This is a genomic window from Paraprevotella xylaniphila YIT 11841, from assembly GCF_900683745.1.
GTDB classification, from domain to species: Bacteria; Bacteroidota; Bacteroidia; order Bacteroidales; family Bacteroidaceae; genus Paraprevotella; species Paraprevotella xylaniphila.
The window spans coordinates 2,952,630-2,964,968 of sequence record NZ_LR215980.1 but is presented as its reverse complement, the minus strand read 5'-3'; the positions used below and the strand labels follow the sequence as shown (position 1 = coordinate 2,964,968).

The 12,339-nt window shown below is 54.3% G+C and carries 10 protein-coding genes and 1 pseudogene; 1 reads left to right on the top strand and 10 read right to left on the bottom strand.

Annotation, left to right across the window (positions count from 1 at the left end; genetic code table 11):
* Positions 1-34 precede the first annotated feature (34 nt).
* From gpmI to E0E47_RS12445, 4 genes are all read right to left on the bottom strand, one after another.
* A complete protein-coding gene (gene gpmI / locus E0E47_RS12460; protein WP_130893866.1) occupies positions 35-1,552 on the bottom strand; it encodes a 2,3-bisphosphoglycerate-independent phosphoglycerate mutase in 1,518 nt (505 codons plus the stop codon).
* A 365-nt stretch (positions 1,553-1,917) separates the two neighbouring features.
* Positions 1,918-2,229, bottom strand: a complete 312-nt coding sequence (locus E0E47_RS12455; RefSeq protein ID WP_008628947.1) for a hypothetical protein — start codon at positions 2,227-2,229, stop codon at positions 1,918-1,920.
* A 57-nt stretch (positions 2,230-2,286) separates the two neighbouring features.
* Entirely contained in the window at positions 2,287-3,201 is a 915-nt protein-coding gene (locus E0E47_RS12450; RefSeq protein WP_130893865.1) for a helix-turn-helix transcriptional regulator, read from the bottom strand.
* Positions 3,202-3,204: 3 nt separating this feature from the next.
* Positions 3,205-3,828: a ribonuclease HII gene (locus E0E47_RS12445; RefSeq protein ID WP_130893864.1), complete on the bottom strand. Its 624-nt coding sequence runs from the start codon at positions 3,826-3,828 to the stop codon at positions 3,205-3,207.
* Between the two features lie 235 nt (positions 3,829-4,063).
* Here E0E47_RS12445 and E0E47_RS12440 point away from each other — a divergent pair, with 235 nt between their 5' ends.
* Entirely contained in the window at positions 4,064-4,237 is a 174-nt protein-coding gene (locus tag E0E47_RS12440; protein WP_008628935.1) for a hypothetical protein, read from the top strand.
* Positions 4,238-4,321: 84 nt separating this feature from the next.
* Here E0E47_RS12440 and E0E47_RS12435 read toward each other — a convergent pair whose 3' ends face one another.
* The 6 genes and pseudogenes from E0E47_RS12435 to infB all read right to left on the bottom strand — a co-directional run.
* The gene (locus E0E47_RS12435; RefSeq protein ID WP_130893863.1) at positions 4,322-5,536 is read right to left on the bottom strand and encodes an aminotransferase class V-fold PLP-dependent enzyme; all 1,215 of its coding nucleotides are present in this window, start codon (positions 5,534-5,536) and stop codon (positions 4,322-4,324) included.
* Between the two features lie 7 nt (positions 5,537-5,543).
* Positions 5,544-6,887 carry a Fe-S cluster assembly protein SufD gene (gene sufD / locus E0E47_RS12430; RefSeq protein WP_130893862.1) on the bottom strand — a complete coding sequence of 448 codons (1,344 nt, stop codon included), beginning with the start codon at positions 6,885-6,887 and terminating at the stop codon, positions 5,544-5,546.
* A 14-nt stretch (positions 6,888-6,901) separates the two neighbouring features.
* Positions 6,902-7,657 carry a Fe-S cluster assembly ATPase SufC gene (sufC, locus tag E0E47_RS12425; protein WP_008628924.1) on the bottom strand — a complete coding sequence of 252 codons (756 nt, stop codon included), beginning with the start codon at positions 7,655-7,657 and terminating at the stop codon, positions 6,902-6,904.
* Between the two features lie 22 nt (positions 7,658-7,679).
* Positions 7,680-9,203: a Fe-S cluster assembly protein SufB gene (sufB, locus tag E0E47_RS12420; protein ID WP_130893861.1), complete on the bottom strand. Its 1,524-nt coding sequence runs from the start codon at positions 9,201-9,203 to the stop codon at positions 7,680-7,682.
* Positions 9,204-9,298: 95 nt separating this feature from the next.
* Positions 9,299-9,835 (bottom strand): CvpA family protein, encoded by a 537-nt coding sequence (locus tag E0E47_RS12415; RefSeq protein ID WP_130893860.1) that lies wholly within the window; start codon positions 9,833-9,835, stop codon positions 9,299-9,301.
* Between the two features lie 7 nt (positions 9,836-9,842).
* Positions 9,843-12,065: pseudogene (infB, locus tag E0E47_RS12410) on the bottom strand (translation initiation factor IF-2); the annotation flags it as partial.
* Positions 12,066-12,339: the final 274 nt, after the last annotated feature.

Sequence of the window (12,339 nt, the reverse complement as noted above, 5' to 3'; positions counted from 1 at the left end):
GAAGCCTTGCCCGGGATTCATGAATAAAGTAAAATTAATCTTTTATCAAGTTTTTGCCCGTCATGTCGGAAGGTTGTTCCAACCCCATGATATGCAGGATGGAAGGTGCCACATCGGCCAAAATACCATTCTCCACCTTAGCCTGCTTGTTGGCTGTCACGTAAATGAACGGCACTGGATTCAACGAGTGAGCCGTATTGGGCGTACCGTCCGGATTGATGGCATTGTCGGCATTGCCGTGGTCGGCAATAATGATGGTCTCATAGTCGGCAGCCTTGGCTGTCTCCACCACTTCCTTCACGCATTCGTCTACGGCCTTCACCGCCTTTTCGATAGCCTCGTAAATACCCGTATGGCCCACCATGTCGCCATTGGCAAAGTTCACCACGATGAAGTCGTACTTGTTCTCCTTGATGGCAGCCACCAGCTTGTCTTTCACCTCGTATGCACTCATCTCCGGTTTCAAGTCGTATGTAGCCACTTTCGGAGACGGAACCAAGATACGGTCTTCTCCTTCGAACGGAGTCTCGCGCCCACCGTTGAAGAAGAACGTCACGTGTGCATATTTCTCCGTCTCTGCCGTATGCAACTGCGTCTTGCCCTGTTTGCTCAGGTATTCACCCAACGTGTCCTGCACGTTCTCTTTCGGGAAGAGGATGTGCACGCCCTTGAAACTGGCATCGTAGGGTGTCATACAATAGTACTGCAAGCCCGGTATTGTCATCATGCCCTGTTCCGGCATGTCCTGCTGAGTGAGCACCACAGTCAGTTCCTTGGCACGGTCGTTGCGGTAGTTGAAGAAAATCACTACATCGCCTTCCTTGATTGTACCATCCACCGTAGAATTATTGATAGCTTTCACAAACTCATCGGTTACGCCTTCGTCATAAGATTCCTGCATGGCAGCCACCATGTCCGTAACCTGCTTGCCTTCACCTTTCACCAAAAGGTCGTAAGCCTCTTTCACACGTTCCCAACGCTTGTCGCGGTCCATGGCGTAGAAACGGCCGATGATGGAAGCGATGACGCAGCCCGTCTTCTCGCACTCGGCCTGCAACTGCTCGATGAAGCCCTTTCCGCTCTTCGGGTCGGTGTCACGCCCGTCCATGAAGCAATGCACGTAAGTATGCTCGATGCCGTAAGTCTTGGAAATGCCGCACAGCGTGAACAGATGGTCCAACGAAGAGTGCACGCCACCGGTAGAGGTCAATCCCATCAAATGCACGCTCTTACCGTTCTGCTTGGCATATTCGTAGGCTGAAACGATTTCAGGATTCTTCAAGATGCTGCCGTCGGCACAGGCACGGTTGATTTTCACCAAGTCCTGGTACACGATACGGCCTGCACCGATATTGAGGTGACCCACCTCGGAATTCCCCATCTGTCCGTCGGGCAATCCCACGTTCTCACCCGAAGCCTGCAACTGCGACATCGGATAATTCTGGGCCAAATAGTCCATATACGGTGTCGGGGTGTTGAAGATTACGTCACCCTTGCCGTGATTACCCATTCCCCATCCGTCGAGAATCATTAAAAGTGCTTTCTTTGCCATAATTTTATATTTTTTAGAATGATTATTCTTTCCGTTATCCGTGCAAAATTACGAATAGTTTTCGAGAATATTCCCGCCTGCGAAGAAATTTCACACCTTTTATCTCTATGCCTTTCCCATGCCTCTTGGTACAATGGGACAAAAAGACAAAACTTTTTCAAACCTCTGCCATTCGTTTCAGCGATGTGCAGAGAACGGAAAATCAATCTGCGCCAAACGAAAAATCAGTCTCAGCCGATTGATTTTTCGTTTGGCGCAGAAAAAAAATCGAATTTAAGGAGAAACATAACACGTTTATAAACAAGTCATTGCAAGCCGTCAGCATTTCAAGTCAGACCGTCTTCAAAGCCCTCCGACCGTACCGTTTATTTCAATCCCGCACGACGGCATTGCACCATCGTCAGTGCAAACCAACCCAAGAACAAAAAACGGACAAAAGGAGAAAACGGGAACGGAAAAACCATCAGGACAAAAGCCATTTGTGCATGAAGAAGATGCAGCGTCTGCAAAGGAGTGACGCAAGTTTCCAACAAACGGCTGTAGAACGCAGAAAGGGAGTGCACCGCCTTGCTGCGCAAACAATAACCTTTGAAAGCCGCAAAAACGGAAGGACGGGAAGCCGCATACTGTCCGGAACGGACGGAAGAGGACGGCAGAATCATTTCTTTCTTCATCATCGTAAAGTTTTAAAGGTTGAACTTCATGGTGCAAAGAAACGATGCCGTCGTGTCAATCTACGACACAACACCGGCTTTTTTTGTTAAATCTTTGATTTTCTCCCGCAAAAACAACTTGAATTCGGGCGACTCCAACACTTCCACGTCTTCAAACAGCCCCAACACGAACCGCCCCACGCCCTGAAAACTGCACACATCCGTCGACAACAACCAATGGTCCGCCCCGTCGGGCTGCAACGAGCGGATGGCCTGCGGGCATTCTTCCTTCAACAAGCTGCACGCCAAACGGCCGAGCCGCAACACGACCCGGCGGCGTTCCTCGCCACTGAAACGGAACAGGTCGGTATACACCATCGCATGCTGTTCTTCGTGGCTCCACAATAAATCCAAGACTTCCACCCTGCCGATACGGCTTACTTTGAACGTCTTGTTCTGGCCGCTTTGTAACTCGTAACAACGAATCCCGTCGTGATGGTCCAGAAACAAATAGGGTTCCACCACACGGTTGCTCGTCCGGTTGCTGTGCGCAGAACTGTAATCGTGCAACACCACCTGGCGGTGGAGTTTCACGGCCTCGTACAACTGCTGAAGCTTTTCTGCCTGTCCCGGGTCGGTTTCCACCGCATTCAATATCCCGAAATCATAGATACGCTCCAGTTTATGGCGCAAATGGCGTACCTGTACATCCGTGCCGGAGGCCATGTCGAGCACGTGCCGCAACGTGAGTGCCTCGTCTTCGGTGAAATGGACCAACTGGGTGATCTCCTTAAAGAAAGGCGACGACTTATCGAGACGGTAAACGCTACCTTGCTTGACCACCTCGAAACCGATGTCGCGGAACAGTTCCAGGTAACGGTACAACGTGCGGCGGCTCATGTCCAACTTGCGGCACAGTTCGTCCAAGGAATATTCACGGTTTTGCGTGAGCAACACCATCAGCCTCAACTGCCGTTCAAAAATACCCAGTTCCATCGGTCATCGCCCTTTCGTCTCGTCGGGAGCAAAGAGTTCCATCTGTCCGTCTCCCAACAGGTTATAACTCATCCGGTGGTAGGGTGTCACGCCATGGCGGCGGATGGCTTCACGGTGCGCCTTGGCCGGATAACCTTTGTTGGAATCCCAATGGTACACAGGATATTCCTCATGCAAGCGGAGCATGTAATCATCGCGGTAAGTCTTGGCCAAAATGGAAGCGGCGGCGACACTCATATATTTCCCGTCACCTTTCACCACGGTGGTATGCGGCAGGTCCCGGTAAGGCTTGAAGCGGTTCCCGTCCACCAAAAGAGCCTCCGGACGAACGGCCAACTGGTCGAGTGCCCGGTGCATGGCAAGGAACGAAGCGTTGAGGATATTGATTTCGTCGATTTCCTGCGGCGTGACGACGCCTACGGCCCATGCCAACGCGTCCCGCTCTATCTGTCCGCGCAACAAATACCGCTTTTTTTCGCTCAACTGTTTGGAGTCGTTGAGCATCTCATTGCGGTAATCTTTCGGCAGGATGACCGCCGCAGCGTACACCGCCCCGGCCAGACAGCCGCGCCCGGCTTCGTCAAGGCCGGCCTCTATCAAATCTGGATTTAAATACGGTAACAACATGGTGGCAAAGATACAAAAAGAAAAGAGGCAAAAGCATGCCGGCACAAAAAATCCCATAGAAGTTTGCCCGTCAGTCTATCTTTATTTACCTTTACCTCCTACTAAAGACGCCTCCAATCCCATACTCGTCCGCTACAGGTTCAAACAAGCGGAATGAAAAGGGATTTTATCGTCTTTTTCACGAGTTTGAAACAACAAACGGTTACCTTTGCCCTGACTAAAAATCATAAAGATTATGGATACACAGATTTCATTCGGCATTGAAGAAACAACTGACGGATTTTTAGCTTATCAACTGCAAAATCCATCTTGTTATGCTTACGGTTCAACCGAAGAAGAAGCTTACGAAGCACTCTACACCCTGACGCACGAAGAAAGGGAAATGTACACGTGGGAGGAATGGAACTAAAAAGCGTATCAAACCATCCGTGCCCCGAAGACTTGGTGTTATAACCTGTCCTCGGGGCACGGATGTATAACTAAAGAGGAAGCCTCAGAACATCTTGGCAACCCTTTCGATGCCTTCGGCCAGGGCGTCCACCTCCTCGAGGGTGTTGTAGAGGCCGAAGGAGACGCGCACCGTGCCCTCCACGCCCAGACGGCGCATCAGCGGCTCGGCGCAGTGGTGGCCCGTGCGCACGGCGATGCCCAGGCGGTCGAGCAGCGTACCCATGTCCAGGTGGTGGATATCGCCCACCAGGAAGGATATGACGGCATCCCGCTCCCCGGCTTCGCCCAATATGCGCATGCCGGGAATGCGGCGCATGCGCTCCAGTGCATAACGGGCCAGTTCCTGCTCGTGCGCATAGATGCTGTCCATGCCCAAGGCGGAGACGTAATCGAGGGCGCTCGCCAACCCCGTGGTGGCCACGTAGTCGGGCGTGCCGGCCTCAAACTTGAACGGCAATTCATTAAAGGTGGTACGTTCGAAAGTGACGTGCCGGATCATCTCTCCGCCTCCCATATAAGGCGGCAGACGGTCGAGCCACGTCTCTTTGCCATAAAGCACGCCCACGCCCGTGGGACCATAAATCTTATGGCCGCTGAAGGCAAAGAAATCACAATCGAGCGACTGCACGTCTACTGCAAAATGCGGAGTGCTCTGCGCACCGTCCACTAATACGGGCACGCCGTGGGCATGGGCGATGTCAATCATCCGGCGTATGGGATTGACCGTGCCCAACACGTTGCTCACGTGCGTCACGCTGACGATGCGCGTGCGGTCATTAAAAAGCTGCTCGTATTCGTCCAGAACCAGTTCGCCACGGTCGTTTATCGGAACCACCCGCAGCTTGATGCCCCGCCGTGCCTGCAGGAGTTGCCAGCTCACGATGTTGGAGTGGTGCTCCATCTCGCTGAGGATGACTTCGTCGCCTTCGCGCATGAAGGCCTCGCCAAAGCAGGAGGCCACGAGGTTGATGCTCTCCGTCGTGCCGCGCGTGAACACAATCTCAGCCGTCGAACGGGCATTCAGGAAGCGGCGCACCGTCTCGCGGGCCGCCTCGTGCAGTTCGGTGGCCTGCTGCGAAAGGAAGTGCACGCCCCGGTGCACGTTGGCGTTCACGTTGTAGTATTCGTCCGTCATGGCTTCCACCACGCAGCGGGGCTTCTGCGTCGTGGCCCCGTTGTCCAGATAGACCAACGGACGCCCGTAAACCTCGCGCCCCAGGATGGGGAAGTCTTTCCGTATCTCTTGTATGTCGTACATCTTTCTCTTATTTACATAGTTTGCATCCCGAACAACGGCTCAGCTCGCCACGGAAACGCTTCTCCACCAAATGGTGCAGGCGGTCGCGCAAGGCCTCCAAGGAGATGGCATCGATGACTTCGCCCGCAAAAGCGAACTTGAGCAACATCTGTGCCTCTTCGCGGCTGATGCCGCGCTGCTGCATGTAGAACAGGGCCTGTTCATTAAGCTGTCCCACCGTGGAACCGTGGCTGCACTTCACGTCGTCGGCATAAATCTCCAACATGGGTTGGCTGTACATGCGGGCTTCCTTGGTGGCACAGAGGTTGGCGTTGCGTTCGTTCGAAATCGTATGCTGCGCGCCCTGCCGTACCAGAATCCGTCCGGCAAAGGCGCCTACGGAACGTTCGTCCATCACATATTTATACAACTGGTTGCTGACACAATGCTCGGCACGGTGGTCTATCAGGGTGTTGTTGTCCACGCGCTGCTCCTTGTCGGCTATCACCAGGCCGCAGAGGTTCGACTCGGCTCCTTCGCCGTCCAACACCAAATCGGTACGGTTGCGCGTCTGGCCGTTGTGCAACGTAATGTTGTAGAGGTTCACCACGCTGCCGCGCTGCTGACGCACATACATGTTGCTGAAACGCCGGTTCTTCACGTGTGTCTCCTCCAATTCATACAACTCCAGACGGGCGTTATCTGCCGCAAAGACTTCCACCACTTGGGTGGTCAGGAAATTGCGGTCGTCCATCGCATGGTCGCAGAAAAGCAACCGCGCCTGAGCGTTTTCTTCCAATACGACCAGTACGCGGCGGTTGGCCATCAGGTCCACGTCGGAACGCAGGATGTTCACCACCTGCAACGTGCGTTCCACCACCACGCCACGCGGCACGTAAATGAAAAGTCCGTCTTGCGCCAGCATCGTGTTCAGCGCATTAATCGCGTCTTTCTCCGTACGGGCCAGTTTGCCGTAGCAGGCCGACACCCGGTCGGGATAATCCTCGGCCGCCTGCTTCAGGGAGCATACCACCACGCCTTCGGGCAACGCGGCGGCCGGCAGCGACTTCCGGTAAAAAGCGTCGTTCACCACAAAATAAAGCGAAGTGCTCAGGTTCGGCACGTCGCACCGGAAGGCCTCGTAAGGATTGACGGGAAACTCTACCCGGTTCAGGTTCAGCCCGTAGTCCGGCGCAAAGGCCGCCGAGACATCCGTATACTTATAGCGTTCCACTTTCTGCGTAGGGAAACCCTGGCGGGCGAAATCCTCAAAAGCCTTGTCGCGCAAGGCGTTCATCGCCCCTGCACTATGGCTGTCGAGCATCTCCCGGCATCCGGTGAAAATATCCATGTATTGTTGTTCGCTATTCATTGCCGCTCAAGTTTTTAAACGGCCGAAGTTTCGGCCTTGATCCAATCGAAACCCTTGTTTTCTATCTCCACGGCCAGTTCCGGGCCTCCGCTTTTCACGATGCGTCCGCCGAGCAGCACGTGCACCACATCCGGCTTGAGGTAGTCCAACAGGCGTTGGTAGTGGGTGATGACCAAAGCCGAAGTTTCCGGCGTGCGCAGCTTGTTGAAACCTTCGGCCACGATGCGCAAGGCATCCACGTCCAGTCCGGAATCCGTCTCGTCGAGGATGCTCAATTTGGGTTCGAGCATGGCCATCTGAAATATCTCATTACGCTTCTTCTCCCCGCCGCTGAACCCTTCGTTGACGGAACGGTTGGCCAACTTGCTGTCCAGTTCCACGACCTTACGCTTCTCACGCATCATCTTCAGGAAATCTCCCGCGCTCATCGGTTCCATCCCGTGATACTTGCGTTTGGCATTGATGGCCGCACGCATGAAGTTGACCATCGACACGCCGGGAATCTCCACCGGCTGTTGAAACGACAGAAAGAGTCCTTCGTGCGCCCGTTCTTCCGGTTTCATGGCCAACAAGTCCTTGCCGTTGAACGTCACGCTGCCACTCGTCACCTCGTATGCGGGATTTCCCACCAACACATTGCTCAACGTGCTCTTTCCGGCTCCGTTCTGCCCCATCAGGGCATGTATCTCCCCCGGATTCACCGTCAGGTTGATACCCTTCAATATCTCTTTGCCATTGATGCTGGCATGCAAGTCTTTTATCTCTAACATAATGTCTGTCTTTTAAGTTTGTCTATCCTACCGTGCCTTCCAATGACACATTCAGAAGTTTCTGCGCCTCTACGGCAAACTCCATCGGCAGTTTGTTGATTACGTCCTTGGCATAACCGTTCACAATCAGTCCCACGGCCTCCTCGGTAGGGATGCCGCGCTGGTTGCAATAGAACAACTGTTCTTCCGAAATCTTCGACGTGGTGGCTTCATGCTCCACGATGGCCGTCTCGTTCCGTACGTCCATATAGGGGAAAGTATGCGCCCCGCATTCGCTGCCTAACAACAGGGAGTCGCACGAGCTATAATTGCGCGCCCCGTCGGCTTTCGGCGCCACACGCACCAACCCACGATAGGAATTCTGGCTTTTGCCGGCCGATATGCCTTTGCTGATAATCGTGCTCTTCGTGTCGCACCCCAAGTGAATCATCTTTGTGCCCGTATCGGCCTGTTGGTAATTGTTGGTCACAGCCACGCTGTAGAACTCAGCTTGGGAATGGTCTCCGCTCAGGATGCAACTGGGATACTTCCACGTAATGGCAGAACCTGTCTCCACCTGCGTCCACGAAAGCTTACTGTTCGCCCCGCGCAGGTGCCCTCGCTTCGTCACCAAGTTCAGCACGCCGCCGCGCCCTTCGGCATCGCCCGGATACCAGTTCTGCACCGTGCTGTACTTCACCTCTGCGTTTTCGTTCACCACGATTTCCACAATGGCCGCATGCAACTGGTTCTCATCGCGCATCGGAGCAGTACAACCTTCCAGATAGGACACATAGCCCCCGTCGTCGCACACGATGAGCGTACGTTCGAATTGCCCCGTATTCCGCGCATTGATCCGGAAATAAGTGGAAAGCTCCATCGGGCAACGCACGCCTTTGGGGATATAGACAAAGGAACCGTCGCTGAACACTGCGGAATTCAACGCCGCGAAATAGTTGTCACGGTAAGGGACCACCGAACCTAAATATTGCCTTACCAAATCCGGGTACTCACGCACGGCTTCGCTGATGGAACAGAATATGATGCCGCGCTCCGAAAGTTTTTCCTTAAAGGTGGTCTTCACGGACACGGAGTCCATCACGGCATCCACCGCCGTACCGCTCAGTGCCAGGCGTTCCTCCAACGGGATTCCGAGCTTGTCGAAGGTTTTCATCAACTCGGGGTCTATCTCGTCCAAAGACTTCGGCCCGTCCTTCTTCATGCCCTTCGTCGGGTCGGCATAGTAGGAAATGGCCTGGTAGTCTATCTCCGGTATCTTCAGGTGAGCCCACGACGGCTGTTCCTGCGCCTGCCAGTAGCGGAAAGCCTGCAGGCGGAATTCAAGCAGCCATTCCGGTTCTTCCTTTTTGGACGAGATGAGACGCACCACATCCTCGTTCAGGCCACGCTCGATGATTTCGGTCTGCACGTCGGTACTGAAACCGTACTCATATTTCTTGTGCGCCACCTCACGGACGAACTGGTTTTTCCCTTCGTCCGGTCCTTGCCCGTCCTTGGGAACGTCCCCATTTCTCTTATCTTCTTCTTTCTTATACATTTCTTTCATATCCTCTCACTTATAGCCAAAGAGAGGAATGCCCCATAAGTACACCTCATGACCGCATTCCTGCCCTTCATTGTATTATGTAATAAGGTAAATAGCTACCTTAACTGCTTTTTCGGGTCTTGCCCGAAGGCCGGTGAAGCCGCATCCTCCACAGCCCGGACCACATGAATCTTGCACACGTCGAACAGCTTGTCGGACATGGCACGAACCGGATGATACAAACGGGAATGCCCGACCGTCGGACCGGATATCAGATGTATCCTGAACGCGACATTCAACGCGCAACTCAGAAATACCATGTATTTCAATCCGCCCAACAAAGCTCCCCCCAAACGGTTCAATCCTCCTAATTTCACGGTTTCCACGGCTTTAGTCAACATATACGCCAACAGCGACAGCCCGACCGGAACACCAATCCACAGAAGGATGAATGCCAACGCCCGTCCTACGGATACGTCGCTTCCTATATAAGGAGCTATCCAATCGCCCAACGCGGAATAAAGCATGAAGGCAACCCACAGCCCCGCCAAAAACCCCACAATGGAGACGACTTGGCGAAAAAATCCGCACATCAGCCCCTTGACAAAGCCCGCCAAGACCACGGCCAGAATCAGGATATCCAGCGCATTCATCACCTTTTTACAGCTTGGCCTTGACCTCCACCTCTTGATAGGTTTCAATCATGTCGCCTTCGCGCAAATCGTTATAGTTCACCAGACTGATACCGCACTCGAAGTTCGTGCCCACCTCTTTCACGTCATCCTTGAAACGTTTCAGGGCATTGATTTGCCCGGTGTGCACCACGATACCGTCGCGAATCACGCGAGCCTTGTTGCTACGCTGCACTTTTCCGTCGACCACGTACGCACCGGCCACCGTACCCACCTTGCTGATATGGTAAACCTGACGCACCTCCACCGTGGCCGTCACTTCTTCTTTCACTTCGGGAGCCAACATGCCTTCCATGGCAGACTTCACCTCCTCTATCGCGTCATAAATGATAGAATAAAGGCGGATGTCGACACCTTGTTGTTCGGCCATCTTGCGGGCCGAAGCCGAAGGACGGACCTGGAAACCGATGATAATGGCCTCTGAAGCCGCTGCCAAAGCCACGTCGCTCTCGGATATCTGTCCCACGCCCTTATGAATCACATTGACAGCAATCTTTTCCGTAGACAACTTGATCAAAGAATCGCTCAAGGCTTCGATGGAACCGTCCACGTCTCCCTTCACGATGACGTTCAACTCTTGGAAACCACCCAAAGCGATACGGCGGCCCACCTCGTCGAGCGTCAGGATCTTCTGCGTGCGCAAACCTTGCTCGCGCTGTAACTGTACACGTTTGTTGGTAATCTCACGTGCCTCTTGTTCCGTATCCATCACATGGAACGTGTCGCCTGCTGTCGGCGCCCCGTCCAGACCCAGAACCGTGGCCGCCTGAGCCGGGCCGATTTCCTTCACACGTTGGTTACGCTCATTGAACATGGCCTTCACGCGGCCGTAGTTCGTACCGGCCAACACGATGTCGCCTACATGCAACGTCCCGTTCGACACCAGTACCGTCGCCACGTAACCGCGCCCCTTGTCCAAAGAAGACTCGATGATGGAACCGGTCGCCTTACGGTTCGGGTTGGCTTTCAAGTCGAGCATCTCGGCCTCGAGCAACACCTTCTCCAACAACTCTTCCACGCCGATGCCTTTCTTGGCTGATATGTCCTGGCTTTGGTATTTGCCTCCCCAGTCTTCCACCAAGAAATTCATGGCCGCCAATCCTTCTTTAATCTTATCGGGGTTAGCCGCCGGCTTGTCCACCTTGTTGATAGCAAACACGATAGGCACGCCTGCCGCCATGGCATGGTTGATAGCCTCTTTCGTCTGCGGCATGATGTCGTCATCCGCCGCAATGATGATGATGGCAATATCCGTCACTTGCGCGCCACGGGCACGCATGGCCGTGAACGCCTCGTGTCCCGGGGTATCCAGGAACGTGATATGCCTTCCATCCTCCAACGTCACGTTATAGGCGCCGATATGCTGCGTGATGCCTCCGGCTTCCCCGGCAATCACATTGGCATTACGTATATAGTCGAGCAAAGAGGTCTTGCCGTGGTCGACATGCCCCATGACGGTCACAATCGGGGCGCGCGGCACCAAGTCTTCCTCATCGTCTTCCTCTTCATTCACCGCTTCGGAAACTTCCGCACTGACATACTCCGTCTTGAAACCGAACTCCTCGGCCACCAGGTTGATGGTCTCGGCATCCAGACGTTGGTTGATAGACACCATGATGCCGATGCTCATGCAAGTCCCGATGACCTTCGTTACCGGGACGTCCATCATCACGGCCAATTCGTTCGCGGTAACGAATTCGGTAAGTTTCAGCACCTTGCTTTCTGCTGCCTGTTCTTCGAGCTGTTCTTCCATGGAAGCCCGGGCATTCTCCCGCTTTTCCTTACGGTATTTGGCTCCCTTTCCGGCTTTGCTCTTGTTCGTCAGGCGAGCCAACGTCTCTTTTACCTGCTTGGCTACGTCCTCGTCAGATACCTCCGCCTTGATGACCGGCTGTTGGCGGTTCTTGTTCTTGTTATGTTTGCCGCCTCCCTGACCGTTCGCCCCGGGCGCATTGTCCCGTTTTTTCCCGTTCTGTTGGCCCGCCACGGCATTCACGTCCACACGTTCCTTGCCGATGCGGACGCGTTTCTTTTTGCTTTCGGACGCATTCTGTCCCCCTCCGCCCTGGCGCGGGCGGTCGCCACCTGCCTGGCGGTTCTTTTCTTCACGCTCCTTGCGTTTCTCTTCCTTCGTCTTTTTCTTAGGACGGGTAGACTGGTTCAAGGCCGACAAGTCTATATGCCCCTTCACCTTGAGTTGGGGAGCGGCCTGCGCCGTATGGTTCAGGCGGAACACACCGTCCGTTTCCGTACCGATGGCATTGCTCCTTTCCTGCAGGAGTGCCGCCTTCCGGTCCACGGAGTCCTCCTTCCCGGCCCGGGGGGGCCCTGCCTGTTTCGGTTCCTGTCCTGCCACGGGCGCTTCCGCTTTCACCTCAGCCGGACGGGCAGGAACCGGAGCCTCCTTTTTCTCCGGAGCAGCAACCGGCCCCCGCGCCCCCAGGTTATCCAAGTCGATATGCCCT

What these genes read in the sequence shown, in the direction of transcription:
- E0E47_RS12445 (WP_130893864.1), bottom strand. Translation starts at nt 3,828, where the DNA reads ATGTTGTTACCGTATTTAAATCCAGATTTGATAGAGGCCGGCCTTGAC.
- E0E47_RS12435 (WP_130893863.1), bottom strand. Translation starts at nt 5,536, where the DNA reads ATGTACGACATACAAGAGATACGGAAAGACTTCCCCATCCTGGGGCGC.
- E0E47_RS12455 (WP_008628947.1), bottom strand. Translation starts at nt 2,229, where the DNA reads ATGATGAAGAAAGAAATGATTCTGCCGTCCTCTTCCGTCCGTTCCGGA.
- E0E47_RS12440 (WP_008628935.1), top strand. Translation starts at nt 4,064, where the DNA reads ATGGATACACAGATTTCATTCGGCATTGAAGAAACAACTGACGGATTT.
- sufB (WP_130893861.1), bottom strand. Translation starts at nt 9,203, where the DNA reads ATGAAAGAAATGTATAAGAAAGAAGAAGATAAGAGAAATGGGGACGTT.
- sufC (WP_008628924.1), bottom strand. Translation starts at nt 7,657, where the DNA reads ATGTTAGAGATAAAAGACTTGCATGCCAGCATCAATGGCAAAGAGATA.
- E0E47_RS12450 (WP_130893865.1), bottom strand. Translation starts at nt 3,201, where the DNA reads ATGGAACTGGGTATTTTTGAACGGCAGTTGAGGCTGATGGTGTTGCTC.
- sufD (WP_130893862.1), bottom strand. Translation starts at nt 6,887, where the DNA reads ATGAATAGCGAACAACAATACATGGATATTTTCACCGGATGCCGGGAG.
- gpmI (WP_130893866.1), bottom strand. Translation starts at nt 1,552, where the DNA reads ATGGCAAAGAAAGCACTTTTAATGATTCTCGACGGATGGGGAATGGGT.
- E0E47_RS12415 (WP_130893860.1), bottom strand. Translation starts at nt 9,835, where the DNA reads ATGAATGCGCTGGATATCCTGATTCTGGCCGTGGTCTTGGCGGGCTTT.